22 protein-coding genes are annotated in these 24,573 nt (G+C 62.6%); 11 read left to right on the top strand and 11 right to left on the bottom strand.

Annotated features, from left to right (window positions below; all coding sequences use genetic code 11):
• Position 1 precedes the first annotated feature (1 nt).
• Positions 2-205, top strand: coding sequence for an aa3-type cytochrome c oxidase subunit IV (locus tag ACO07I_RS03865; protein ID WP_422014496.1), 204 nt, complete (start codon positions 2-4; stop codon positions 203-205).
• 73 nt (positions 206-278) lie between these two features.
• Here ACO07I_RS03865 and ndk read toward each other — a convergent pair whose 3' ends face one another.
• Complete coding sequence (ndk, locus tag ACO07I_RS03870; RefSeq protein WP_422014498.1) at positions 279-701, bottom strand: nucleoside-diphosphate kinase; 423 nt, start codon at positions 699-701, stop codon at positions 279-281.
• A gap of 125 nt (positions 702-826) precedes the next feature.
• Here ndk and ACO07I_RS03875 point away from each other — a divergent pair, with 125 nt between their 5' ends.
• Positions 827-2,704 (top strand): ABC-F family ATP-binding cassette domain-containing protein, encoded by a 1,878-nt coding sequence (locus ACO07I_RS03875; RefSeq protein ID WP_422014500.1) that lies wholly within the window; start codon positions 827-829, stop codon positions 2,702-2,704.
• A gap of 3 nt (positions 2,705-2,707) precedes the next feature.
• Here the strand turns inward: ACO07I_RS03875 and ACO07I_RS03880 are convergent, their stop codons facing one another.
• Positions 2,708-3,937, bottom strand: a complete 1,230-nt coding sequence (locus tag ACO07I_RS03880) for an MFS transporter (protein ID WP_422014502.1) — start codon at positions 3,935-3,937, stop codon at positions 2,708-2,710.
• A gap of 136 nt (positions 3,938-4,073) precedes the next feature.
• On the opposite strand from ACO07I_RS03880, the gene ACO07I_RS03885 reads away from it, so the two are divergent.
• Both ACO07I_RS03885 and ACO07I_RS03890 read left to right on the top strand, forming a co-directional pair.
• A complete protein-coding gene (locus ACO07I_RS03885; protein ID WP_422014504.1) occupies positions 4,074-5,111 on the top strand; it encodes a cyclase family protein in 1,038 nt (345 codons plus the stop codon).
• Positions 5,112-5,125: 14 nt separating this feature from the next.
• Positions 5,126-6,211, top strand: coding sequence for a hypothetical protein (locus ACO07I_RS03890; protein ID WP_422014506.1), 1,086 nt, complete (start codon positions 5,126-5,128; stop codon positions 6,209-6,211).
• A gap of 1 nt (position 6,212) precedes the next feature.
• Here ACO07I_RS03890 and ACO07I_RS03895 read toward each other — a convergent pair whose 3' ends face one another.
• Both ACO07I_RS03895 and ACO07I_RS03900 read right to left on the bottom strand, forming a co-directional pair.
• The gene (locus tag ACO07I_RS03895) at positions 6,213-6,665 is read right to left on the bottom strand and encodes a DNA polymerase III subunit chi (protein ID WP_422014508.1); all 453 of its coding nucleotides are present in this window, start codon (positions 6,663-6,665) and stop codon (positions 6,213-6,215) included.
• 8 nt (positions 6,666-6,673) lie between these two features.
• Positions 6,674-8,167 (bottom strand): leucyl aminopeptidase, encoded by a 1,494-nt coding sequence (locus tag ACO07I_RS03900; protein WP_422014510.1) that lies wholly within the window; start codon positions 8,165-8,167, stop codon positions 6,674-6,676.
• A 155-nt stretch (positions 8,168-8,322) separates the two neighbouring features.
• On the opposite strand from ACO07I_RS03900, the gene ACO07I_RS03905 reads away from it, so the two are divergent.
• Complete coding sequence (locus ACO07I_RS03905) at positions 8,323-9,654, top strand: UDP-glucose dehydrogenase family protein (protein ID WP_422014512.1); 1,332 nt, start codon at positions 8,323-8,325, stop codon at positions 9,652-9,654.
• Between the two features lie 47 nt (positions 9,655-9,701).
• Here the strand turns inward: ACO07I_RS03905 and ACO07I_RS03910 are convergent, their stop codons facing one another.
• From ACO07I_RS03910 to ACO07I_RS03925, 4 genes are all read right to left on the bottom strand, one after another.
• Positions 9,702-10,763, bottom strand: coding sequence for a radical SAM protein (locus ACO07I_RS03910; RefSeq protein WP_422014514.1), 1,062 nt, complete (start codon positions 10,761-10,763; stop codon positions 9,702-9,704).
• Positions 10,764-10,900: 137 nt separating this feature from the next.
• A complete protein-coding gene (locus ACO07I_RS03915; RefSeq protein WP_422014516.1) occupies positions 10,901-12,478 on the bottom strand; it encodes a hypothetical protein in 1,578 nt (525 codons plus the stop codon).
• A 31-nt stretch (positions 12,479-12,509) separates the two neighbouring features.
• Positions 12,510-13,637, bottom strand: a complete 1,128-nt coding sequence (locus ACO07I_RS03920) for a tetratricopeptide repeat protein (RefSeq protein ID WP_422014518.1) — start codon at positions 13,635-13,637, stop codon at positions 12,510-12,512.
• 100 nt (positions 13,638-13,737) lie between these two features.
• A complete protein-coding gene (locus ACO07I_RS03925; RefSeq protein ID WP_422014520.1) occupies positions 13,738-14,871 on the bottom strand; it encodes an FkbM family methyltransferase in 1,134 nt (377 codons plus the stop codon).
• A gap of 120 nt (positions 14,872-14,991) precedes the next feature.
• Here ACO07I_RS03925 and ACO07I_RS03930 point away from each other — a divergent pair, with 120 nt between their 5' ends.
• Positions 14,992-16,260 (top strand): class I SAM-dependent methyltransferase, encoded by a 1,269-nt coding sequence (locus tag ACO07I_RS03930; RefSeq protein WP_422014522.1) that lies wholly within the window; start codon positions 14,992-14,994, stop codon positions 16,258-16,260.
• A gap of 26 nt (positions 16,261-16,286) precedes the next feature.
• Positions 16,287-17,537, top strand: coding sequence for an FkbM family methyltransferase (locus ACO07I_RS03935; RefSeq protein ID WP_422014524.1), 1,251 nt, complete (start codon positions 16,287-16,289; stop codon positions 17,535-17,537).
• A 332-nt stretch (positions 17,538-17,869) separates the two neighbouring features.
• Here ACO07I_RS03935 and ACO07I_RS03940 read toward each other — a convergent pair whose 3' ends face one another.
• A complete protein-coding gene (locus ACO07I_RS03940) occupies positions 17,870-18,913 on the bottom strand; it encodes an FkbM family methyltransferase (RefSeq protein WP_422014526.1) in 1,044 nt (347 codons plus the stop codon).
• A gap of 162 nt (positions 18,914-19,075) precedes the next feature.
• On the opposite strand from ACO07I_RS03940, the gene ACO07I_RS03945 reads away from it, so the two are divergent.
• From ACO07I_RS03945 to ACO07I_RS03960, 4 genes are read left to right on the top strand one after another with little or no spacing between them, the layout of a single operon-like run.
• Positions 19,076-20,383 (top strand): peptidylprolyl isomerase, encoded by a 1,308-nt coding sequence (locus ACO07I_RS03945; protein ID WP_422014528.1) that lies wholly within the window; start codon positions 19,076-19,078, stop codon positions 20,381-20,383.
• Between the two features lie 24 nt (positions 20,384-20,407).
• On the top strand, positions 20,408-21,406 hold the full coding sequence (pdxA, locus tag ACO07I_RS03950; protein ID WP_422014530.1) for a 4-hydroxythreonine-4-phosphate dehydrogenase PdxA: 999 nt from the start codon (positions 20,408-20,410) through the stop codon (positions 21,404-21,406).
• A gap of 2 nt (positions 21,407-21,408) precedes the next feature.
• Positions 21,409-22,242 carry a 16S rRNA (adenine(1518)-N(6)/adenine(1519)-N(6))-dimethyltransferase RsmA gene (gene rsmA / locus ACO07I_RS03955; RefSeq protein WP_422014532.1) on the top strand — a complete coding sequence of 278 codons (834 nt, stop codon included), beginning with the start codon at positions 21,409-21,411 and terminating at the stop codon, positions 22,240-22,242.
• A 21-nt stretch (positions 22,243-22,263) separates the two neighbouring features.
• Positions 22,264-23,067, top strand: a complete 804-nt coding sequence (locus tag ACO07I_RS03960) for a lysophospholipid acyltransferase family protein (RefSeq protein ID WP_422014534.1) — start codon at positions 22,264-22,266, stop codon at positions 23,065-23,067.
• Here the strand turns inward: ACO07I_RS03960 and gmk are convergent.
• Positions 23,042-23,692, bottom strand: a complete 651-nt coding sequence (gene gmk, locus ACO07I_RS03965) for a guanylate kinase (protein ID WP_422014536.1) — start codon at positions 23,690-23,692, stop codon at positions 23,042-23,044. The genes ACO07I_RS03960 and gmk overlap by 26 nt on opposite strands.
• The gene (locus tag ACO07I_RS03970) at positions 23,682-24,566 is read right to left on the bottom strand and encodes a YicC/YloC family endoribonuclease (protein ID WP_422014538.1); all 885 of its coding nucleotides are present in this window, start codon (positions 24,564-24,566) and stop codon (positions 23,682-23,684) included. The genes gmk and ACO07I_RS03970 overlap by 11 nt, the downstream gene beginning before the upstream one ends.
• Between the last annotated feature and the right edge of the window lie 7 nt (positions 24,567-24,573).

The raw sequence follows: 24,573 nt of genomic DNA on the forward strand, positions 1-24,573 counted from the left end.
TATGGCTGAAGCAAAGGATGACTATCCGGCTCACGCGGCGACCTACGCGTCGTTCAGCAAGCTGGTGACGTTCACGCTGCTCTGGATCATCGTTCTTCTGGTGTCCATGGCCCTCGGCCTGATTGCGCACCTGCCGCTGCTGGGCCTCGTTCTCGGGGTCGGCGGCTCGATCGCTCTCCTGATCGGCTTTGCCATCCTGGACTGACGTCTGGAGCAAGCCCACCAAAAGAAAAGCGGCCCATTCGGGCCGCTTTTTTATTTCGGTGGTGCGTGCGGCCTCAGCCGACGATCTCGGAGCCCGCGAAGAAGTAGGCGATCTCGATGGCCGCGTTCTCGGGCGAGTCCGAGCCGTGCACCGAGTTGGCTTCGATCGACTCGGCGAAGTCCTTGCGGATCGTGCCGGCATCGGCGTTGGCCGGGTTGGTGGCGCCCATGATCTCGCGGTTCTTCGCGACGGCATTCTCGCCTTCCAGGACCTGCACCACAACCGGCCCCGAGGTCATGAAGGTGCATAGATCGTTGAAGAACGGACGGGCCTTGTGCACGCCGTAGAATGCTTCGGCCTGCTGGCGGCTCATCTGGATGCGCTTCTGGGCGACGATGCGCAGGCCCTGTTCCTCGAAGCGGGCGTTGATCTTGCCGGTCAGGTTCCGGCGGGTCGCGTCCGGCTTGAGGATCGAGAAAGTACGTTCGACGGCCATGAATTCCCTCGTGGAGGCAGTGATTTCAATGCTTGGGCGCGCCTTATAGACGCGGGGTTTGGACCCGGCAAGCCGGCCCAACGCGCTTGGTTTGCGGCCAAATCGCATGGTAAATGCCCGCGCCCATGCTCCACATCAGCGATATCTCCTTCCGCCACGGCGAGCGGGTGCTCTTCGACCGCGCCTCCGCGGCCTTCTCCGACGGCTGGAAGGTCGGTCTCGTCGGCCGCAACGGCGCCGGCAAGTCGACATTGCTGCGCCTGATCCAGGGCCAGATCGAGGCCGACAGCGGCGAGATCAACCTGATGGGCCGCACCCGCGTCGGCTCGGTCCCACAGGACCCGCCCGGCGGCGACATCAGGGTGATCGATGCGGTGCTCGCGGCCGACGTGGAGCGCAGCGCGCTACTGGCCGAGGATGCGACCTGCCAGGATGGCGTGCGCCTGGCCGAAATCCATGCGCGTCTCGAAGAAATCGGCGCGGCGGCTGCACCGTCTCGGGCGGCTTCGATCCTGAACGGCCTGGGATTCGACAACGAGAAGCAGTCCCGCCCCTGCGGCGAATTTTCCGGCGGCTGGCGCATGCGTGTGGCGCTGGCGGGTACGCTGTTCAGCAGCCCGGACCTCCTGATCCTCGACGAGCCGTCGAACCACCTCGACGTCGAGGCGATGATCTGGCTCACCGAGTATCTGAAGCGCTTCCGCAACACCGTCCTGATGGTGAGCCACGATCGCGACCTGCTGAACGACGTGTGCGACCACATCGTGCACATCGACCAGCAGAAGCTCGTCGCCTACACCGGCAACTACGACTTCTTCGAGCGCACGCGCGCCGAGCGCCTCGCCAACGATGCCGCACAACAGGCCAAGGTCGCTGCGCAGCGCAAGCACATGCAGGCCTTCGTCGACCGCTTCAAGGCCAAGGCCAGCAAGGCGCGCCAGGCCCAGTCGCGCATGAAGATGATCGAGAAGCTCGGCCCCGTGGCAGCGGTGCCGATCGATGAGCGCATCTCCTTCAACTTCCCCTCGCCCGACATCCTCTCCTCGCCGATCGAGACGCTGGACGACGTCTCCGTGGGCTACCCCGATGGTCCCCTGGTGCTGCGCAACCTCGACCTGCGCATCGACATGGAGGACCGGATCGCGCTGCTCGGCCAGAACGGCAACGGCAAGTCGACCTTCATCCGCCTGCTCTCACAGCGGCTCGAGCCGCGTGAAGGCCAACTGAAGAAGACGCCGAAACTGCGCGTCGGCTACTTCTCGCAGGACCAGGAGGAAGGTCTCGACTTCGAAGCGACACCGTTCGACCACATGGCCCGTGCGCTCGGGCCGGGCGCCGGCGAGGCCAAGGTGCGCGCGCAGCTCGGCCGCTTCGGCTTCTCGCGCGACCGCGCCAACCTCAAGGTCGGCGTTATGTCGGGCGGCGAGAAGACCCGCCTGCTCCTCGCGCTCGCCACGCGCACCGCGCCGCACATGCTGCTGCTCGACGAGCCGACCAACCATCTCGACATGGACGCGCGCGCCTCGCTGGTCGATGCCATCAACGACTTCGAGGGCGCGGTCGTTCTTGTGAGCCACGACACGCATCTGGTGAAGATGGTTGCGGACGCCCTGTGGGTGGTCCAGGGCGGGACGGTGAAGGCCTTCGACGGCGACATCGACGAGTACCAGGCCAAGCTCCTGAAGGAGCGCGGCGCGCGTCCGCCGAAAGCCGAGAAGCCGGCCGACGCGGGCAGCAAGAAGGACCAGCGCAAGGCCGCCGCCGACAACCGCACCAACAAGGCGCCGCTGAAAAAGGCCGTCGACAGCGCCGAGAAGATGCTGGCCCGCCTCACCGAGCAACTGAACGGCGTACTGGCGAAGCTCGCCGATCCCGCGATCTATGCCGGCCCCGCCAGCGTTGTCACGGAGCTCCAGAAGGAAAAGGCCCGCCTCGAACGCGAGGTCGAGAATGCCGAGAAGCGCTGGCTGGCTGCCCAGGAAGCGCTGGAGTCCGCTGCCTGATCCCTACTCGGCCGCCGCAGGGTAGGCCGGCTTGCGGGTGCTGCTGTTGCGGATCAGCATCACCATCCCCGCATTGAAGGTGTAGAGCCCGACGGCGATCCAGAAGATCACGGCCGGCAGGCCGCTGTTCATCAGCAGGCCGTACAGCGGCGGTGCCACGAACGAGCCAATGTCGAGCCCTGAATAAACGAAGCCGAAGACCTTGCCCGACGCGCCGGGAGGCGTCGCGCCGCGCACGATCATGTCGCGCGACGGATTGGTGATGCCGCCGGCGGCTCCCGCCAGCGCCAGCAGCACCGGCAGCAGCGTCGCCGATACGGCCTGCGTCGCGATCGGCACGGTGAGGGCCGCCGCCGCCAGGAGGCCGAACGCCGCCACCAGATCGTGCCGGCGGACGCGGTCGGCAAAATAGCCGCCGACCAGGATGCCCGCGGCCGAGCCGGCAATGAACACGATCAGGCAGAAGGCGGCATAGTTTTCCGTGACGCCGAACATACCGCTCCAGGCCGGCACGGCGAACTGCTGGATGCCGACCGTGTTGGCGGCGATCAGCGCGAAGTACGCGAGGCAGAGCAGCAGCGTGGGCTGCAGGAACAGCGCCAGCCCCGGCCGTCCGCCCGCCTGGGCCGCGGCGGCCCGGACCTTGACCCTGTGATCGACCAGCTGCTCGCGATGAACGAGCACCAGTCCCGACAGCACGATGCCGGGCAAGGCGCCGATCAGCGCCGCCCCCACCCAACCGAACATACTGTCGAGGAAATACATCACTGGGGCGGCCGCCCATCCCAGCGAGCCGCCGAGACCATGAATGCTGAAGGCCCGCCCGAGACGATGCGTGTTCACCGACGAATTCAGCAGCGCGAAGTCGGCGGGATGAAAGACCGAATTGCCCAGACCCGCGATGACGGCGATTCCGGCAAACCCCAGGAAGGAATGCGCGACCGAGATGCACGCCAAGCCGAGGCCGACGACGAACAGGCCGCCAGCAAGAATGGGGCGGGCACCGAAGCGGTCCACCGCAAAACCCGCCGCCGTCTGTGCCACACCCGATACGCCGTAGAAGATCCCCGCCAGCATGCCGACATCGGCGTAACTCAACCCTGCTTCCTGACGGACGATCAGGAGCATCGTCGCGAACGCGAGCTGGTAGTAGTGGCTCACGCCGTGGGCGACGCCGATCAGGCTGATTACCCTGAAATCATGCTTGAGCGGCGGGGCGGTGGCAGCGGACATGGAAACCTCGTCCCGATCATCATACGCGATCCGCATGGCGAACGTTTCCGGAAATGCGCGGGGGAGCCATGCGCATGTGATGACGCGCTCCGACGGCCCTTGTAGTGTCCCCGCCGGCAAGAGGGAGAAACGCATCATGAAGCGCTGGAAACATCGCCCTGAAGGATCGACCTGGGGCGACTGGGGCGACGACGATCAGCTCGGCCGCCTCAACCTGATCACGCCGAAGAAGGTGATCGAGGGCATTGCCGAGGTGAAGGAAGGAATATCGTTCTGCCTCAGTCTCCCGCTCGACTTCCCGGGCGGCAATGTATTGAACCCGCGCCGCCTGCCGCCCGTCCTGTCGCCCACGGGTGACGAGAATGGCTGGCGCTTCAACTTCCTGACCAACAGCCTGAACCCGCAGTTCGTCGACGTCGCCAGCGACGACCGGGTGATCCTGACGCTGCAGTACTCGACGCAGTGGGACACGCTGGCCCATGTCGGCGGCCTGTTCGATGCCGATGGCAACGGGGTACCCGAGCCGCTCTACTACAACGGGTTCAAGGCCGGCTCCGACGTGGTCGGTCCGCTGCCCGACGCCGGCCGCGACGGCTGCGGCCACCTCTCCTACGCCCACAAGCTCGGCGTCGAGAACATGGCGGCCAAGGCGATCCAGGGCCGCGCCGTGCTCGTCGATCTGGAGAAGCACTACGGGCGCGACCACAAGTATGTGAGCTACGACGATTTCAAGCGCGTGCTCGATGCCGACAAGGTCGTGGTCGAACCCGGCGACATGCTGCTGCTGTACACGGGCTTCACCGACGAGATCATGAAGATGAACAAGAATGTAGATCCGGCCCGCGCGCACGCGATGTGCTGCGTGCTCGACGGCCGCGACAAGCGCCTGCTGCAGTGGATCACCGACAGTCAGATCTCCGCGCTGATCGCCGACAACTATGGCGTCGAAGCCGTGCCGGCCAAGCCCGGTCCCGAGGATGCCGAGCATCCGTCGCTACCGCTCCACAATCATTGCCTGTTCAAGCTGGGGCTCAATCTCGGCGAGATCTGGTGGCTGAAGGATCTGGCGCTCTGGCTGCGCGAGAGGCAGCGCTCGCGCTTTCTGCTGACGGCGCCGCCCCTGCGTCTTCCCGGCGCGGTCGGTTCGCCCGCCACTCCCGTCGCCACGGTCTGAGTTCGGCCCTCGCGATGTCGTTTACGGCGTTCGTCGCCCAAGGGTTGAAGGCGGAACGGTTCGCGCTTCTGGACATTGGCTGCTCCGGAGGTCTCGACCCGAAGTGGCGCGCCTTCGGCGACAGGCTGAAGGCGCTGGGCATCGACGCCAGCGCGAGCGAATGCCAGCGTCTCGCTGCAGAGGAGAAAAACCCCGACGTCTCCTACGTGGCAGCCTTCGTGAGCCCCCGCGCCGACGAGCCGATCGACCTTTCTGCCGGTCCGGCGGCGCCGCTCATCATGAAGATGCGCGATCGCATGAGCTTCATGCGCACGCGCGAAATCCGCGACGCCAAGCTGCGGACGGCCACCACCGAGGAACAGCTCCGCCACAACGCCTGGGAGCTCACCGGTCTCGCCGATCCGTCGAAGCCCGTGGTCGTACCCGACCTTCTCGCCGCGCGCGGCTGGAACGACCTCGACTACCTGAAGATCGATACCGACGGCATCGACTGGCAGATCCTGCAGAGCTTCGAGGGACGGCTGCCGGCGAACCTGCTGGCCGTGCAGATGGAGGTGAACTTCGTGGGCGACGGTGCTGCCGACGAACATTCGTTCCACAACACCGATCGCTTCATGCGCCGGCATGGCTTCGATCTCTTCCGCCTCGACGTGCGCAACTATTCCTCGCGCGCCCTGCCCGCCCGCTACATCTGGCCGACGCCAGCGGAAACTCATTCCGGCCGGCCGTTCCAGGGCGAGGCCTACTATGCCCTCGATCTGCTCGGCCCCGACGGTCCGGCGCGGCGGGCGGAGCTGAGCGCCGAGAAGGTGGCGAAGCTGGCGGCAATCCTGTCCACCTGGGACGTTCCCGACGCCGCTGCCGAGCTCTTGCTGGGCTGTCGAGACAGGTTGGCGGCGGTACTCGATGTCGATCGCGGCCTCGATCTGCTCGCGGCCCAGGCGCAGCCGGACCGCGCCCGGCCGCTCGACTACCGACGCTACATGGCGCACTTCGAATCCGATCCGCCGGATTTCTACCGACCGGAAGGGCCGATCCCGTTGCGCGAACGCCTGGCCGCCGCTTGGCGCGCCTATCTGCGGCCGCGCGACAGCCGTTAGTTCAGGCCCTCTTCTCCCAGCCGCCAGTGTCCGTCTGCTGCCAATAGGCCACCGTGTGCCCTGCGGTCTTGTAGGCCTTCCAGCGCTCGCGCGCGTCGTCGACGGCTGTCTCGTCGCGGCCGTCGAACAGTTCGAAGCAGCGCTTGTAGTCCCCGACCTTCTCCGACCTGGCGCGATCGGCGACGAAGAGGAAAGCGGCGCCGTTCGGATTTTCGTCGAGATGAGTGAGCCAGACCGGTTGCCTGTCGGCCTCACCGTCACGCGCCGCGCCGTGCGGCAGGAAGCCGTCGGGATCGTAGACCCAGAGATGGGTGTTCAACGCATCCACCCGTTCCGGCGACCCGAGCAGCACCACCGCCCGCTCCCCCGCCTGCAACGTCTTGATCAGCAGGCGCGGCAGCGTGTCTTCCAGTGACGATCGGGTCAGGTGATAGAAGTTGACCTCGGTCGCCATCGGCTCGGTCAGCCTTCGTAATTCTCGGCGATCAGCCGGTCGAGCAGGCGCACGCCGAAGGCGGTCGCGCCCTTGGGCGTGATGGTATCGCCCTTGCCCGACCAGGCCACGCCGGCGATATCGATATGGGCCCAGGCGACGCCCTCCTGCACGAAGCGCTGCAGGAACTGCGCGGCCGTGATCGAGCCGCCATCGCGCCCACCGCCGACATTCTTCATGTCGGCGATCTCGGAGTCGATGAGCTTGTCGTACTTCGGCCCGAGCGGCATGCGCCACAGCTTCTCGCCGATCCCCGAACCAGCCGCGCGTAGGCGGTTGGACAGCTCGGTGTCGTTGCAGAACAGTCCGGCCCGCTCATGACCGAGCGCCACGACGATGGCGCCGGTGAGGGTCGAAAGCTCGACCATCGCCTGCGGCTTGAACTTCTGCTGGGCGTACCACATGGCGTCGCACAGGATCAGGCGGCCTTCGGCATCGGTGTTGATGACCTCGACCGTCTGTCCCGACATCGACTTCACGACATCGCCCGGACGCTGGGCATTGCCGTCGGGCATGTTCTCGACGAGAGCGCACACCGCCACGACGTTCGCCTTGGCCTTGCGGCCGGCGATCAGCTTCATGGCGCCGGTAACGGCGCCGGCGCCCCCCATGTCCCACTTCATGTCTTCCATGCCGGCGGCCGGCTTCAGCGAGATGCCACCGGTATCGAAGCACACGCCCTTGCCGATCAGGGCTACGGGCGCCTGGCCCTTCGGGCCGTTCATCCATTTCATGACGAGGAGCTGCGAGTCGCGCCCGCTGCCCTGGCCGACGGCCAGCAGGGTCTCCATGCCGAGCTTCTTCATCTCGGCCTCGCCCAGAATCTCGACCTTCACGCCGAGCTTAGTGAGTTCCTTGGCGCGACGGGCAAACTCCGCCGGATAGAGAACGTTCGGCGGCTCGCTCACGAGATCGCGCGTGAGGAAGACCGCGTCCACCACCGGCTCGAGCTGGGCGTACGCCTTGCGGGCGTCGGCGGGCGCGGCCAGCACCACGGTGAGCCGCTGCAGGGACAGTTTCTGCTCCGGCTTGTCCTTGGTCTTGTATTTGTCGAAACGGTAGCTGCGCAGGCGGACGCCCAGCGCCAGATGGGCCGCCATCTCGGCCGGCGACAGGCGGCTGCCCTCGACCGGGTCGACGACCACCGTCACGGCGGTGTGGCCGGCGGCATTGGCCTCGGTTGCGACAACACCGCCCAGTTCCTCGGCTGCCCGGGCATCGAGGTCCTGTCCCTTGCCAACGCCCAGTAGCAGGAGGCGTGCAACATCACCGGAGTGGCCGAGAACGGTCAGGGTCTGGCCCTTGGCGCCGCTGAAGCGCCCAGCCTCGAGGGCGCGGGCCACGGCCCCGTCGGCCGCCGCGTCGATGGCCTCGGCGGCCGCCAGAAGCTGTTTCTCGGCCCCGACGAACACCGCGACATTGCCTGCAAAGGCCTTCGGAAAGGCCAAAAACTCCACTTTCATCCACATCCCCTGCGCCTGGCGCCTGATTTGACCGATATTTCGCCCCTGCGACGGGACCGCGCAAGCTGTGTTTGCCCGTCACGCCCCTGCAAAATCGGGGTGGCATCGGGACGCAAGCGCCAGTATCAGTACCGGCCTTCAAAACGGACATGGAAATGACCTCAGGAACATTGCCTCGCGTCTCGGTCGTCGGTCTCGGCAAGCTCGGCGCCCCTCTGGCTGCCGTTCTCGCCAGCCGCGGCTTCACCGTCATCGGCCTGGATGTAAACAAGACGTTTGTCGACGCGATGAACGCCGGCAAGATGCCGATCGTCGAGCCGCAGCTGAACGAGCTGATCGCCGCCAGCAAGGAGCGCCTCTCGGCGACGATGGACGCCAACGAGGCGATCCAGAAGAGCGATGCCAGCTTCGTGATCGTCCCGACGCCGTCGGACAGCACCGGCTTCTTTTCCAACCGTTTCGTGCTCCAGGCCATGGAGACGCTCGGCAAGGCCCTGAAGAACAAGCAGGGCTACCACATGGTCGTCATCACCAGCACGGTAATGCCCGGCACGACGGGCACCGAGATCAAGGACGCTCTCGAAGCCGCCTCCGGCCGCAAGGTCGGTCCGGACCTCGGCCTTTGCTACAATCCGGAATTCATCGCGCTGGGCAGCGTCGTGCGCGACATGCTCTTCCCCGACTCGATCCTGATCGGCGAGAGCGACACCAAGGCCGGCGACATGCTGCAGACCATCTACCTGCAGATGTGCGAAAAGAAGCCGCCCGTGCAGCGCATGAACTTCGTGAATGCCGAGCTCACCAAGATCTCGGTTAACACCTATGTCACCACCAAGATCTCCTACGCCAACATGCTGGCTGACATCTGCGACCGTATCCCGGGCGCCGACGTCGACGCCGTGACCAAGGCGCTGGGCGCCGACACCCGCATCGGCGCGAAGTATCTCAAGGGCGCCATGGGCTATGGCGGCCCCTGCTTCCCGCGCGACAACGTGGCCTTCGCCGCCTTCGCCCGCAAGATCGGCGCGCGCGCGGACGTGGCCGAGGCGACCGACCGCATCAACAACTTCCAGGTCGAGCGCCTTTCCACCCTCGTCTCGAAGTTCGCCAAGGCCGGCACGCGCATCGCCATCCTCGGCCTGTCCTACAAGCCGCACACGCCGGTGGTCGAGGAAAGCCACAGCGTGAAGCTGGCCGCCAAGCTCGCCGACGCCGGTTATGTCGTCACGGTCCACGATCCGCTGGCCCAGGATGCGGCGCTGGCCGTATTGGGCGACAAGGTGGTGGGAGCGTCCTCGATCGAGAGTGCGGTGCGCGAAAGCGACCTGCTGATCGTCGCGACCGGCTGGCCGCAGTACAAGGAGATTTCACCTGACTGGTGCAAGCGGCAGGGCCAGCGCCTGACCGTTCTCGACCTGTGGCGGACCCTGCCCGCCGACAAGTTCGAGGAAGCGGCCGACCTACTATACCTCGGTTCTGGCCGCTGAGCTGAACATGCGGGAGGTAGGCATGTTCGGCTTACCACTGCTCGGGATTATGCTTTGATGAGCGATATAAACCACTGTCGGATGCGATCGACGACGCCAGTGGACGTGGGTGATAACGAAACAGCTTCAACAACTTGCTCGGGTTTGTCGAAGCGGACTGACTTTAGGTAAGGCGTGCACCCATCGCGGTGCTCGCTCCACATAACCCACCAATCGCACTTTGCGCAGACTTTGCCCAATTCGCTGTTGGGATCCTCGTACATATCGCAGAGCTGTTCATAGGCGACCTGCAACGGCGTGTCCGCGATGTTGGGTAGCCAAGAGACTTTTTCCTCATGAGCCTGAACCATCATCGCGCAACAAGGCGCAATCTGACCGGAGGGCAAAACGTATAGCTGGATGTGACAATCGTTTCGCTTTTCCGGTACGAAGAATAGGTTCCGGAACCTGAGAACGTCATAGTACTCTGCATGAAAATAGACTGCATCTACGCGAGTTGACCAGAACTCAGCAAATTCCTCCATACGCTCGCGCGCATCGCCTATTAGAATGCAATTCACCTCAATACTGATATCCGGCAGATCGGCCTTCCGGGTGCGCAAATAGGCGATCGTCGAAAGAACCCGGTCGAGATCCCCTCCTCGACGTATTTTAGCATATTGCCGGGGTTCGATATGGTCGACGCTAAAGCGAAACTCTCGAACACCCATCGCCAGCATTTCTTCGAGCCGGTCAGGTGGCATCGACTGGCCGTGGCTCAAAACGTTGACTGGATGTCCGAGTTCGATGCTGTTGCGAAGATGATCTAGAGCGTGTGGATCTTGAAAGAAGTCACCAGTGGCCGCGAAGTGTACTTTTCGGCCCGCTGGGACCTGCTCCAATCCCTTCTTTACGAGATCCTGATCTAAGGTACGCGCCTTCTTGATCGCGTTGGGACCATTAAAGTGGCAAAAGACGCAGCTGAGCTCGCAAGTCTCAGTCGTAGCGAATCCGTTAAATTCCATAACGGCCTTGCGATTAGCATTAGGCGTAAAATCGGCGTTTGTTGCGCGCCTTAACGCATCTGCTTCCGCCGCCCTGGCGAATCTACTCGGAGGAAGTTCGGCCATGTTTCAACCTATGTGACGTCTCCCCCCCGCGCAACCTCCCCGTTCCACTGATCTATTGCCGCGTTAATGCGAATAGTTGATCGGTCCATTTGCCGTCATTATTGGTTTGCGATAACGCGGATCTGGCATCAGTGCCGTCAGACAGCACGCCTTGCCCGAAAGCGCAGCACTTTGCCCCGAAGGGACGGGTCTACTCTGGGAAGTCCCGCCAATACCTGACTACAAAATGGATTAATGTTCGCCCCCACGTAATCCGTAAACAGAGGCCAGTACTTGTTGTAAATCACGTTCACACCGATGAACCGTCGGGGTGTACGACGTTCGGCAGGCCGCGTTTCTTCTTCCATTGATGCCGCAAGTCTGAAAAGCCGCTCAATAGTCTTCAAACGCTTTTGATCCGCAGGCCCGATCAGGCGTCCCCGCCGGACGGGTTCGTCAAGGTGCTGTGTTGCAAGACCGAACTCAAAAATGAAGAGATCTGCTTCAGTAACGAGTTGCCTAAACGGGCCGCGCCGGACTTGAGCTAGATCGCTCGGTAAGCCTTCGAATTCGTTGGGGAGCAATATCTCGCCCGAGAACCCCATCGCCCGCCACGCCGCAGCGAATTTTGCAACAAATTCTGCGCGCGCTGCGCCGATAAAGACCTTGGTTTCACGCGGATAAGTTAGGACCTGATCACATACAAACGGAAGCGTGTGCGCCAGATCATAAGTGAGATCATCGTACAACTGCCATTCAAGACTGGTGGTCGTATAAGGCACAGTGGCAGGCTCAAGCGCTGCGTCGAGACCGGACGTGAATCGCTCATAGGAAGTATCGCGATCCAAACGAACTTCTTCGATATTCAGGTCAGGCCAACCCCAAGTCTCGGCTTGGGCGGGCAAAAACGGAGTGGTGACATCCCAAATGAAACGATTCTGATCGTTCATCTTGGTCTGACGTCCCTTGTTATTGGCGGCAGCCACCCGGGTATGGTCGCAGTGGTATCCAAACAATTTATCGACCAGGGTATCCACGCGACCACGAAAAAGAGCAAGTCGCGCAGCCAAATTTGAATCGCAATGCCAACCGAGGATCATCTCCTCGTCAAAGCCATGGATCGCGAACATATCTTCGCGTAGTGCTGCCTGAAAGTCGCCCAGCGCATCATACTTCATCGGCATGAAGTTGTGGACGACCTGATTCAGGTGATATTGCACCGACCACCCCCTTAGCTTCGCTAAATTCCCGGCCGGGTCTCGGCGGTCGAACGCAGCCTCCCAGAGCATCTCAGGAAGCTCAAAGCGGGGTATCTGGTAGAATCCGTCGGGAATCGCGCCTAGGATATCACTTAGCGATTCCTGTTCATTCCTCGGCACCAAAAGCATATCTGTGTTGGTGTAGAGAATCCAACGATTGTTAGGATTGGAGCGACGTAGCGCAACATTTCGCGACTGGCTCTCAAGGGCGACCAGGTGAGTTTTCGACCTTAGGTGAAGGTGGTGCTCGGGCCGCACGCGCAGTATTCGCATGTGCTTCTTTGCCTTGTCCGTCAGCGTATCGTGGATTGCTTCAGGAAAAGTCGGATGATCGTCCGGAGTATTATAGTCGACGAAAAGAATCTCGTCGTCTGGATCGGACATCACTTCAGCAAGCGCATTAAAACTTACCGCCGCGCGCTTATGCAGGTTGTAGCCGTGACTATCGTTGCGGCCGTACAGGATGACGGAGAACATCCCTATCCTTCTATCTATCGGTCAGTTGAAATCAGGCACGAGGCAATTCATTGCGCGCAGCTGCGTACTCAATCATTGTGGGGGCTGCTTGTTCGAGCACCGCCTGCCAGTGACGCTTAGCAGCTGCCAGATCACGACCCGCGGAAGCAACACCAAACTGAAACGAAGCTTCAGCACGACGGCCTTTAGTATCAGCCCGCGCGATCACATCCTCTTCGCGGACATGGCCAGCCTGGTACGCCAATAGCAACTGCGGCCAAACTTGGTTCTCGTCGGGCACAACTTCAATCGCCATTTTCTGTCCCAATCGCATGAGCGCAGTACCACGATACAACTGCCAGTAAGAATCCGCTGGGCTTTGAAGTAATGCGCGTTCGAATTCAGCTGCGGCTAAGTCATATGATGCTAGGCGCATAGCAACACAGCCTCGGGCAGCAGACTGAGAAACTGGCAACAATTCGAGTTGGGCGTTTAGTTCGGAATTCCCAAGATCTACTTCGCCAAGTGCCATGTGGATTGCGGCCTTTGTGCTTCGCAGGTCTGCGGAAGGCGTGCCAAGCGCAGTATTCAAAACCGCCAGCGCTTCTCCGTACCGGCCCAGCTGCAAAAGAGCCTCGGCTTTTAGGACAATGGCATCTACGATCCCGGGCTTCACCCTGAGCGCGGCATCATAATCGTTTATTGCTCTCTCGGGCTGATTGCTCGCCAGATATGCATTTCCCCGAGCAAGATACGGAAGAGCATTCTTGCTCAGCGAGCGGATCACGACTGCATAATTGTGGATCTGCACTATGAAGTTGCCTCGCAGGCGCATCGCAAATGGACGGTCAGGCGGCCCGTGCCGCACCGCCGCCTGGAGCCGTCGCGCCCTCGCATAGCCAGCCGCTGCTTCGTCGGTACGGCCTGCCATATCGAGTAGCTCTGCACGAGCCTCATTTATTTCGACGAGATCGGGTGCTTGCGATAGAGCTTCATCGAAAAGTCTAATGGCCGACTGAATGTCACCACCTCGAGCGACTGCAAACGCACGCCGGACAAGCATTTCGACACTGGAGGCTTCGGTCCCTTCCCGCTTACGTTCCTTCACAGAGGGAGTGCGCTCAAAAAACTTCGCGCGCAGAGACCCCGAAAGCTTCGCTAGAACGCCCGCCTCACTCACCATTGTGCTCCCATCATTTGCTAGCGAGAGCGCTAAGCATACCTCTCAACCAGTGCGATTCCGAGTCATGGGCACCGGCTAGCCCACCGATGCAGCTCCGTCAAGTTCTCAAAGACTCATCAAATACGAAGAGGGCATCGCCCCACTTCAGGCCTGACCTCGTGTCGTAAACGAAATCATAAAGATCAAATACCTTGAATCCGCACGATTCGAGCAAATATATCACTTGGCCTGCCTGGGCCTGTTTGGAGTAAAGTGGTGAGAATAAGAGTTCCGCCAAGATAAACTTGACGCACCCCCGTCGGAGAAGTTCCGAGTGGCCCTGCAGGATTTCAAGTTCGTGCCCCTGTGTGTCGAGTTTCAGTATGTCGACACTCTCTAGGCTTTCCGCCTTTAAGAACTCACCGAGCGAGAGATGATCAACAACGACAGGAGCCTCAGCGGTGACAGGCCCATCGATCAGTCGTTCACCGGCAACCGCAACAGGCGAAAGCGAATTGATGGCAGCATTCGAATATGAATGCATGATCGCCTGGCCGCGCGCCCCGCTCAATGCCAGCTTGCGCGGCTTAACGCGCCCATCGCCGGAAAATCGTGACGCCATGGCGTCGAACGTTTTCGGATGAGGCTCAAGAGCCCAGATGCGTGCCTCGGGAAACCGGAGCAAGAAAGCAGCAATCGTGTCTCCACGGTTTGCACCAACGTCAACGATTACAGCTTGAGTAGAAGCCAGCCTCTCTCTTAGATCGGCGATCGCATCCTTCGCCAAGAAGCCTCTGGCTTTATTGCTCGGAACACTCCGAAGGTCGCACTCAAGGGAACACACTTCCACATCAACCAAGCCGCCGTCCCGGCTTCGAACCACCAACGCTTCAACATCGACTGCTCGTGAAGCCTCAAGGGAAACTCGACTACGGCCGATTTCCAGTGCGGCATTGTCGATCACTGTCTTGCCGTCGTTTGCCAGGAAAGCAACGTCTAACTTGCCGGCCCGGACTTCCACCTCAAGATCCAAATGCAGTCCGGATGAGATTGCAGCGTGGACAGGATAGGAATTGCTACACTTAGCAATAAAATCCCACGCAGAAACCGAGCCTACAAACCTGGCGCCAGTCATCCCGCTGGCTATGATGCCTTGCTGCACCGTGAACCTGCGAGAGTCGAAGCCCCCAACGTCTCCTGCGGTATGGAGACGCTGAAAGAAGCGCCAGAAGCCAGCCAGCTTACCGATCATCGTCGCATTCCGTGCCATAGATTCGGGAGTCAGGCGAGCCCAATCAAGCATTGTGCAGACGCAATTGACTAAAACGCGCTGGAATGATTGATACTCTGCCCCAGCAAATTATCATCTCACATGAATGCCAAGATCCGCGGCCTTTTCCAGCACGAGCCGATTTTAGCAGCCGGCACTGACGTGGCTCCCCAATTGTGGGTCCAGCGGATTCTCCGCCTGATAGCGGGCAAGGAGGCGGTTACGCGTGTGCGCGTGCGCACTCCTCCTAAGCAATGGAATTACGCCCTCACCTATCTGCTGAATGGCGAACGTGTTGCTACGATCCCGAAAGGAGATGCCCTCATTGTGGAATGCCGCGTCCGCGTCAGCAGAGGGGAATTGGGCATCGGCATTGGTTCCATTGGTGACTCTAACTACGTCTCTCACGAACGGATATTGTCTCCTCAACTCGGAATCCAGCAGGTGCGCCTCTGGGTCGGTCAAGCGGTAGAAGCTGGCTCATTAATCTTCCGCAGTGTTGCGCCGGATGGTGTCGAAACAGAGTTTGAGCTGGCCTCAGTTGCCGGCGAGATCATGCGGTCGGGAAGTGCAGTGCCGGCGCCGTGGTTAAACTCGAGCACCATTCCGTTGACGGACTTAGCGCGCGCGCTCGCTTGGGCACGAACCGTTTGGGATGATCCATTCCGCCATTCAGAGCAAGCTGTCGCCAGCGGCAGCATTGACATTATCGATTCTGACCAGCTGGAATCGATCCTCGGCCCCAAAGCGAAGCTCAACATTCCGGAAGAAGCGAAAACAAAGCCGTTGTCTGATTGGAAGATGGAGGCGGACGATGCGCCGATTCTTCGGGCGGTGTGGCGCGCCCTCGCCCCCGCTAGACATTTTGAGTTTGGCACATGGGAGGGTTTTGGGACCGCACTGGTTGCAAGTGTTACTGATGCAGAAATTTGGACGATCAACCTAGCGGAAGGTGAGAGTGGCCCTGACGGAAAGACTCTCTATGGCGCAACAGATTCTGGCTCCTTCGTAGGCCGACTTTATCGGCAAGCCGGATATGCCAATCGAGTGCACCAACTTCTGAGTGACAGCCGCGCCCTCGATACGTCGTGTTTTGAAGCCCGTCAGATGGACACTGTGCTGATCGACGGGGGGCATACACCGGAGGTCGTGGCCAGTGATACCAAGAAGGCGCTCCGTATGCTGCGTCCAGGCGGAACATGCGTCTGGCATGACTTCTGCCCAGACCCGGAGGCACTCCGACACAACCTCGCCCCACTCGGTGTTGTGCAGGCGATTGTCGAGAATTTTGCGACTTGGGGGTCTTCCTTTGAGCGAGTGTTCTGGGTTCGTAAGAGCTGGATCTTGGTTGGCCTCGGCCACAGAACTTGACACTTACACATGACACAGGATCCGACGTGAGAGACACCATCGAGACTATCATCCCAGGTCGAGCCCCAATCGAACTCGTCGCATTCTATGACGAGTTCCGCAGCTACTACCCGCTTTGCGAACTGGAGACTAAGCGGTGGTTTGTGGAGAACGTTCAACCCGACTGGTGGATCTTCGATATCGGTGCCAATGTCGGGTACTATAGCATCTTGTTTGCTCAGCTAGCACCGCGCGGTCGTGTGGTGTCATTTGAGCCCACGTCGACTGCGCAAATGCTGCGCGCGAACCTTACTCATAACTCGATCGCAAATGTGGATATCCATCAGGTTGCTCTAGGCGCGACGACCGGAGTGCATCAAGATCGGATCTTCAGGCTCTGGGGCGGTGATGGCGACGTAGGAGAATACTCATTCTATCGCTTCGATGACTTTGTTGCCGAGCATCGGCCCCCTCGAATTGACTGTTTGAAGATCGATGTCGACAGCTTTGATTTCGAGGTGATTCGCGGTGCCGAGCAGACCTTACGTTTGCACAATCCAGTAGTTGTCATAGAACTCAATCACGCTTTGGCAAAGCGTAATCAAAGCGCTGGCGAGGCTTTGGCGTGGCTAGCACGCCTCGGCTATCGGGAAGCTCTAGTACTCGACCATGACAATTTCGTGCTTCAGCGGGAGCGCTCCCATCGAGACGTCACCGTCTCGCTTAATCTGCTGTTTCCCGCCCCAATGCGTTTCGACGAGTCACTTGAAACAGTTGGGGGCCGCGAGGTGGCGCCGCCGCTGCACTTTGCCTCCATTCACGACGGCAGCGCGTCTACGAGTAAGGAATCGCTGGGATCGGGGAAAGCGCGAAGCCTGGGGGAAAGACTGCGAGCGATCGGTAGTCGATTGCTGAACAAGGAGAAGCCGACGGTCCTTTCGGCGCTGATCGGGCGGAAAATTGAAACATCCGATCGGATCTGGAGTTACGCGCTAGTCCTTACTCCGCCAAGTGACTGGCCTAACGCTACGACTGACAACAACGCGACTTACATTCTCGAAGTGTCAGTCGAGGTTTTTGAGGGCAAGTTGGGGGTAGCAGTTGAGGATCACGGATCTTCAGGTTTTGCTACGCCTGAGCGCGTGATATCCGCTGCCGCAGGCACACAACGGGTCCTGATGAACGTTCCAGCGAGTCGCATTCAGTCCATGGTTTTCAGGACAGTCGCGCCAGAGGGTACTCGCACCGTGTTCGCATTGGCCGGATTGCGAGCGAGGGTAAAACTTGTGAATGACTAGGTCCGTGACCACAGTGGGTGTCGTAACCGACGCCACTGACGGGTTGATAAACGAAATAAACGAAATAAACGAAATAACTGCAGGCGAATCCCTTGCGGTTTAGGTTCCGTATGTTGTGGGTTCGGCAGTACATCGAAAGTGCAAATTCCCAGGCGCGGCATTCCTAATGGGTTTCGCCTAACAAAACGCCGCCGCTAGCGGTCCAAACCGCAACTAGAAGAATGCCAAGCATGGGCGCGCAAAAGAGGATACAGCCGCACACTTGGAGCTATCTTGCGGATTTTTAGCGACCTACCGATGTCTCTTAGGCGAAGCGAGGCGACCCGGAGGGGCTAACGTCTAAGAAAAGCGTCGGCATGCTCGGCCGGGATTCCGACGACGTTCGGCGACAACGGCGTTCCTTCGACGGCGCGCTCGGGACAGCCGCCGTTCAGGCAGAAAGACAGAATCTCGTAGTCGTATCGCTGGCGCAGCATGCCCAGCAGGGAGTCCGCGCTCTGACCCTGCGCTTGCAACGCCCGCTCGTTCAGCTCCATCAGCAATACCGGCCGCGCGGTGGTCAGCACCTGCTGCGCTCCCTCGACGACGCCGGCCTCGCCGCCCTCGACATCGATCTTGACCATGTCGACGCTCGACAGGCCGTGCTTGGCGACCACGGCGTCGAGCGTTTCGAGCGGGACGCGCTCCGAGCTCGCGCGCACCACGTCGTCATGCGCGAAATCGCCCAGCGTATTGTGGCCGGCATGCACGCCATGGGCGAGGTGCAGGTCGACGAAACCTGCCTTGGCACCCAGCGCCGCGGCGACCACCTGAACGTTCTCGAGGCCGTTGCGGCCGAGATTGCGCTGCAGATGGGCGCGTTCGCGCGAACTCGGCTCGACGGCGATGACCTTGCCCGTCGGGCCGACGCGGCGGGCGGCGAAAAGCGTGTAGTAACCGTCGTTGGCGCCGACATCGATGAAGGCCATCCCGGGCTTCAGCACGCGGTCCACGAAGGCGAATTCGTTGGGCTCGAACGAGCCGCAGACATAGAGGCACAGGCTGTTGTCGTTGCCCAGGGTCACATCAACCGTGGTGCCGCCATGCCAGCGCACCGTGAGCGGCACCGCGAGATCTTTTTCCCGGGCGGCTTCCCACAGGGCGCCCCTGCGGCAGGCCAGCCACTGCCGCTGGTCGTAATACTCTTCAGCGAAACGCCAGCCAGGCCGCGGCTCGAGCCGCGGCGCACCAGGCGCCAGGATCGCAGCATAGGCAGCACCGATCGCGGGCGCCCGCACGATCAGCCAGCGCCCCATGTTATCGAGATGATAGCCGACGCCCGAGCAAACCCGTTCCCAGGTGCCGGCAACGCTGATCGGACGGCGGGCCGTCGTCATGCCTGAACTGTTTGCCCCCAAATATGCCGTGTTCGGCTAACGTACCCACCGTCGAGCGTCAAGCGTGCCTGTGTGTTGCCACTTTCTCCCCTTAGTGCCTTGCATTGCGGCTTCCCTGCTGCGGAAATATAATGATCACCCCTCTCAAACTCCTGCGGTGAAATGTTCGCGCCCCTCCCCCGCGCCCTCGTCGTTCTCACGATCCTGTTGTTGCCTGCTGCTGCGTCTGCCCAAAGGCAGGCGGGACAGGGCACGGCTGCCCAGACCGCACCCAGCCAGGGCCTGCGCGTCGTAGCGCACGTCAACGACGACGCCATCACCGATTTTGACCTGTCGCAGCGGGTCCTGTTCGCGATTCGAACGTCTGGTCTCCAGGATAGTCCCGATCTGCGACAGCGCATGGCGCCGCAGATGCTGCGGCAGATGATCGACGAGCGCCTGCAGGTGCAGAACGCCAAAAAGCTGGGCGTCAGGCCGTCCGCTTCCGAAGTCGCCGGCCGCTACGCCGAAATCGAACGGGCCGCCGGGCTGAGCCAGGGGCAGTTCAAGCAGTACCTCCAGAGTGTCGGCATTTCTCCCGATATTGCGACGCAGCAGATCGAGGCACAGATCGCCTGGTCCAAGATCATCCGTCGCAAGGTTCGCTCCCAGGTCGATGTCTCGGAGGCTGAAGTCGACGATGCGATGAACCGCATGCGCTCGAATGTCGGCAAGACCGAGACCCGCGTCGCGGAGATCTTCGTGCCGGTCGACCGCGCCGATGGAGTAGACGAGGGCAAGCGCAGCGCCGACCGGATCATGGAGCAGCTCCGCCGCGGTGCGCCTTTCGCCGCCGTCGCCCAGCAGTTCTCCCAAGGGGCGTCGGCGGCCTCGGGCGGGGATCTCGGCTGGGTCCTGCCGGGCGCCCTCGATCCGTCGCTGGACGCCGCCATCGAAAGAACTCAGCCGCGTAGCTTCTCCGAGCCGATCCGCTCGGGTGCGGGTTGGCATATTCTCTATGTCGTCGATCGCCGACCCTTCGCCGCGGCCCGGCCCGACGATGTGAAGCTCAATCTCGTCCAGATGACGCTCGCTCTTCCCGTCAACGCCTCGCCGGATGAAACCAACCGTGCGACGGCAGAGGCCCAGAAGGCGATGAGTGGCGTTCGCAATTGCAGCGACCTCCACGTGCAGTCCCGCCAGGTCAAGGGTAGTACGTCGGGCGATCTCAACGGGGTTCGCGTCGGCGACCTTGCTGGGAACCCGCAAATGTACGAGCAGTTGCCGAGGCTCGCGATCGGTGGCACGGCCGGCCCCTTCCGCGTCGCCGAAGGTCTGCAGGTGGTCGCCCTCTGCAGCAAGGCCGGTGGCGACGGTCTGCCGACACGCGAGTCGATCCAGCAGCAGCTGCTGATCCAGAAGCTCGACGCTGCGGGGCGGCGCTATATGCGCGATCTGCGGCGTCAGGCCACCGTCGACATCAAGTCGTGATGGCACGCGCATGAAGTGCCTGCCATGACGACGGCCGCGCCGCTCGCCGTGACGATGGGCGAGCCGGCCGGCATAGGGGGCGAACTCAGTCTCAAGGCCTGGCTGTCGCGTCAGTCCGGCGACCGCCCCTTCTTCGTCCTGGACGATCCGGACCGGCTGACAGCTCTCGCCCGCGAACTCGGGTTGACCGTTCCGATCGCGGAGATTGGGCGGCCCGAGGATGCCGCTCCCCGCTTTGCTTCCACCCTGCCCGTCCTCCCGGTCCGGCTCGCCGCGCCACCGAAGCCCGGCCACCCCGACGTGGCCAATGCCGGTGCGACCATCGAGGCCATCGAACGGGCGGCGGTCTTCGCGATGGCCGGTAGAGTCGCCGGCATCGTCACCAATCCGATCCAGAAGAAGACCCTGCAGGATGCCGGCTTCCGTCACCCCGGCCACACCGAGTTCCTCGCGGAGCTGGCCGGCGGCGTGGAAGTCGCCATGATGCTCGCCTGCCCCGCGCTCCGGGTCGTTCCGGTGACGATCCACCTGTCCCTTGCCGATGCCGTTCGCTCGCTCGACGCTGACGCCATCGTGCGCGCAGGCAGGATCACCGCGATGGGATTGCGCGACCTGTTCGGCATCGAACGGCCGAGACTCGCGGTGGCGGCCCTCAATCCGCATGCCGGCGAACAGGGTGCCATGGGCGACGAGGAGCGCCGGATCATCGTGCCCGCTATCGAAGCGCTACGGCGCGAGGGCATCGAGGCGCAGGGCCCCGCCCCCGCCGACACACTCTTCCACGCAGCGGCGCGTCCCGCCTATGACGTCGCGCTCTGCATGTATCACGATCAGGCGCTGATCCCGATCAAGACGATCGACTTCTCCGGCGGTGTCAACGTGACGCTCGGCCTGCCCTTCGTGCGCACGTCGCCTGACCACGGCACGGCGCTCGACATTGCCGGGACCGGCCGCGCCGATCCGGCGAGCGTGCTGGCGGCCCTCCACATGGCCGACGACATGGCGCGCCGGCGCGGCGCCTGAGCATGGACGGCGTCGAGGCCCTGCCGCCCCTGCGGGAAACGATCGCCGCGCACGGGCTCGATGCCCGGAAGCGCTTCGGCCAGCACTTCCTGCTCGACCTCAACCTCACGCGACGCATCGCCCGCGCCGCCGCTCCGCTCGACGACGGAACCGTGATCGAAGTCGGTCCGGGCCCCGGCGGGCTGACGCGCGCGCTGCTCCTTGAAGGCGCTCGTCGCGTCGTCGCCATCGAGGTCGATGGCCGGGCTTTCGGCCCGCTGCTCGAACTGCAGGCGGCGGCGGGCGGCAGGCTCGACCTCATCGAGGCCGATGCCCTTAAGGTCGAACCAAGGGAGCTCGGACCGGCACCGCGCCGGATCGTCGCGAACCTTCCCTACAATGTATCGACGGTCCTGCTGGTGCGCTGGCTTCATGCGGCCAACGACATCGCCGACATGGTGTTGATGTTCCAGAAGGAGGTCGTCGACCGCCTCGTGGCCGAGCCGCGAACGAAGGATTACGGCCGCCTTTCCGTACTCGCCCAGCATGTCTGCGAGGTCCGCCGGCTGTTCGAGGTCGGGCCAACCGCCTTCGTGCCGCCGCCGAAGGTGACGTCGGCCGTGGCCCGGTTGACCCCGCGGCCCGTTACGGCCCGGCTGGCCGATCTGCGCCCCCTGGAGCGGGTCACTGCGGCGGCCTTCGGGCAGCGGCGCAAGATGCTCCGCGGCTCGCTAGCGGGCATCTTTGCCGATCCCGTGACGACTCTGGAACGCCTGGATCTGCGGCCGACGGCCCGGGCCGAGGAACTCTCGGTCGATGACTTTGTAAGACTGGCGGGCGCCCTTGACAGTGAGTGAGCGCTCACTATTATTTGAGTCATGATCCGGTCCCTGGCCTTCAACGCCTATTTCTACGTCGGCACCCTTTTGGTGGCAGTCGTCGGCATCCTCCTGGTCCCCATCCCCACGCCCGTGCTCTTGCGCGGCCTGCTCTTCCACTGGGCGCGCGCCGTCCTGTGGGGCATGCGCTGGATCGGCGGCATGAAGATCGAGTTCAGGGGCCTCGAGCACCTCCCCACCCAGGGCCCCGCGCTGCTGGCCAACAAGCACCATAGCGAGAGCGACGGCATCCTGCTGGCGGCCCAGATCCGCGGCATTGCCTTCGTCGCGATGCAGGAGCTGTTCCGCTACCCGCTGATCGGCGCGATCCTGTATCGCCTGCAGATGATCCGGGTCGACACCTGCGGCGGCGGCCGCGAGCGCGAAAACCTCGCCCAGTTCGCCAAGCGCGCGTACGACAGCGGCCGGCACATTGCGATCTATCCCGAGGGCAACCTGATGGCGCCGGGCGAACGCGAGCGCTACCGCTCGGGCATATACTATCTCTATCGCGACCTCGGCCTGCCGGTGACGCCAGTGGCCACGTCCGTCGGCCTTCTGTGGAATCGCCGCGACTGGCGCAAGAAGGCCGGCCGCGCCGCCGTCGAGTTCATGCCTGCCATCGAGACCGGCCTCGACAAGGAGACCTTCATGCGACGCCTTGAGGACACGATCGAGGCCGCGAGCGACCGGCTGATCGCCGAGTTTAGCGGCCGTCCCTACCGCCCCAGCCAGCTCGTCCTGCGTTCGCAGGGCCAGACCGGCATCGGCGCGCCGATCACCGCCCCTCGCGCAGCGCCTTGACGAAGTTCGAGAGGCCGACCTGGCGCTCGCGCTTGAGCCGCTCGGCCGTCAGGATCGACTTGAGTTCCATCAGACTGGTCGCGATGTCACGATTGATGATCTGGTAATCGTACTCGGCCCAGTGGCTCATCTCGTCCGCGGCCTTGGCCATGCGCTTCTGCACGACCTCCATCGAATCCTGCGCGCGGGTGATCAACCGACGCTCCAGGTCGCGCGTCGAGGGCGGCAGGATGAAGACCGTCACCAGGTCGCTTCCCGCCTTCTCCTTGAGTTGCTGCGTGCCTTGCCAGTCGATGTCGAACAGCACGTCGCGCCCGGCCATCAACGCGGCTTCCACCGGCGCGCGCGGCGTGCCGTAGAAATGGTCGAACACCCGCGCATGCTCGAGGAACTCGCCGCGCTCCACCATGCCGCTGAAGGTGGCGGTGTCGACGAACTGGTAATCGACGCCATCCTTCTCGCCGGATCGGCGGGCGCGCGTGGTCGCCGAGACGCTGAGCTGGATCTGCTTGTCGTTGTCGAGAAGTTGGCGCGACAGGGTCGTCTTGCCCGCACCCGAAGGCGAGGACAGGACCAGCATCAGGCCACGCCGCTGGATCTGGTCGGCATCCACCTCATTCGACATTCTGGACCTGCTCCCGCATGCGCTCGACGGCGCCCTTCAGATCGATGCCGATGCGCGTCAGCTCGATGTCCGCGGACTTGGAGCAGAGCGTGTTGGCCTCGCGGTTGAACTCCTGGCAGAGGAAATCGAACTTCCGGCCGACGGGATTGTCGGCGCGAGCATCGGCGAGCAAGGTCCGCGCCTGCGCGATATGGGCACTCAGCCGGTCGAGTTCCTCGCGTACGTCGGCCTTGCCGACCAGCAGCGCCACTTCCTGGGCGAAGCGCTCTTCCGACAGCGCCGGCACGCGGCCAAGCAGTTCGGCGAGCTGGCCCTCGAAGCGGGCGCGCACGGTGCCGATCTGAGCCAGCGCACGCTCCGTCGCCCGTCCGCACAGACCTTCGATCTCCGCCACATGGCCTTCGATGACCCTGGCCAGGGCCTTGCCTTCGGCCGCACGCGAGGCGACGAGTGCGTTCAGCGTCTCGTCGAGGGTCGCCTGTAGCTGCCTGTCCAGAAGGAGAAGCGCCTCCTCGGTTTCCTCACCCGCATCCTCTTCCTCGATCACGCCGCGCACCCGCAGAAGCCCGTCCGCCGATGGCGCGGCTGCCCCGGTCGTCCTGCGCACCTCGTCGACCAGCGTTGCCAGCTCCGCCAGCAAGGTGCGATTGATCGTGAGCGGCTTGGCGTTTCGTTCGCTCGTGACGGTCAGGGTGAGCGAGACATTGCCGCGTTTCATCTTCCCGCCGACGGCGACCCGAGCGGGATTTTCCAGCCGGTCGAAGCCCGGCGGCACGCGGCACCTGATTTCGAGGTTCCGTCCGTTGACGCTGCGCGCTTCCCAAACCCAGCGCCGCCGATCATCCGATCCCTGCGCCCGGGCGTATCCCGTCATGCTTGCG

This window comes from Reyranella sp. (assembly GCF_965227665.1).
GTDB lineage: Bacteria > Pseudomonadota > Alphaproteobacteria > Reyranellales > Reyranellaceae > Reyranella.

Coding starts and splice junctions, on each gene's coding strand:
- gmk (WP_422014536.1), bottom strand. CDS start 23,692: ATGTCGAATGAGGTGGATGCCGACCAGATCCAGCGGCGTGGCCTGATG.
- rsmA (WP_422014532.1), top strand. CDS start 21,409: ATGGACGGCGTCGAGGCCCTGCCGCCCCTGCGGGAAACGATCGCCGCG.
- ACO07I_RS03865 (WP_422014496.1), top strand. CDS start 2: ATGGCTGAAGCAAAGGATGACTATCCGGCTCACGCGGCGACCTACGCG.
- ACO07I_RS03970 (WP_422014538.1), bottom strand. CDS start 24,566: ATGACGGGATACGCCCGGGCGCAGGGATCGGATGATCGGCGGCGCTGG.
- ACO07I_RS03885 (WP_422014504.1), top strand. CDS start 4,074: ATGAAGCGCTGGAAACATCGCCCTGAAGGATCGACCTGGGGCGACTGG.
- ACO07I_RS03945 (WP_422014528.1), top strand. CDS start 19,076: ATGTTCGCGCCCCTCCCCCGCGCCCTCGTCGTTCTCACGATCCTGTTG.
- ACO07I_RS03910 (WP_422014514.1), bottom strand. CDS start 10,763: ATGGCCGAACTTCCTCCGAGTAGATTCGCCAGGGCGGCGGAAGCAGAT.
- ACO07I_RS03880 (WP_422014502.1), bottom strand. CDS start 3,937: ATGTCCGCTGCCACCGCCCCGCCGCTCAAGCATGATTTCAGGGTAATC.
- ACO07I_RS03900 (WP_422014510.1), bottom strand. CDS start 8,167: ATGAAAGTGGAGTTTTTGGCCTTTCCGAAGGCCTTTGCAGGCAATGTC.
- ACO07I_RS03925 (WP_422014520.1), bottom strand. CDS start 14,871: ATGATCGGTAAGCTGGCTGGCTTCTGGCGCTTCTTTCAGCGTCTCCAT.
- pdxA (WP_422014530.1), top strand. CDS start 20,408: ATGACGACGGCCGCGCCGCTCGCCGTGACGATGGGCGAGCCGGCCGGC.
- ndk (WP_422014498.1), bottom strand. CDS start 701: ATGGCCGTCGAACGTACTTTCTCGATCCTCAAGCCGGACGCGACCCGC.
- ACO07I_RS03930 (WP_422014522.1), top strand. CDS start 14,992: ATGAATGCCAAGATCCGCGGCCTTTTCCAGCACGAGCCGATTTTAGCA.
- ACO07I_RS03875 (WP_422014500.1), top strand. CDS start 827: ATGCTCCACATCAGCGATATCTCCTTCCGCCACGGCGAGCGGGTGCTC.
- ACO07I_RS03960 (WP_422014534.1), top strand. CDS start 22,264: ATGATCCGGTCCCTGGCCTTCAACGCCTATTTCTACGTCGGCACCCTT.
- ACO07I_RS03940 (WP_422014526.1), bottom strand. CDS start 18,913: ATGACGACGGCCCGCCGTCCGATCAGCGTTGCCGGCACCTGGGAACGG.
- ACO07I_RS03895 (WP_422014508.1), bottom strand. CDS start 6,665: ATGGCGACCGAGGTCAACTTCTATCACCTGACCCGATCGTCACTGGAA.
- ACO07I_RS03890 (WP_422014506.1), top strand. CDS start 5,126: ATGTCGTTTACGGCGTTCGTCGCCCAAGGGTTGAAGGCGGAACGGTTC.
- ACO07I_RS03905 (WP_422014512.1), top strand. CDS start 8,323: ATGACCTCAGGAACATTGCCTCGCGTCTCGGTCGTCGGTCTCGGCAAG.
- ACO07I_RS03915 (WP_422014516.1), bottom strand. CDS start 12,478: ATGTTCTCCGTCATCCTGTACGGCCGCAACGATAGTCACGGCTACAAC.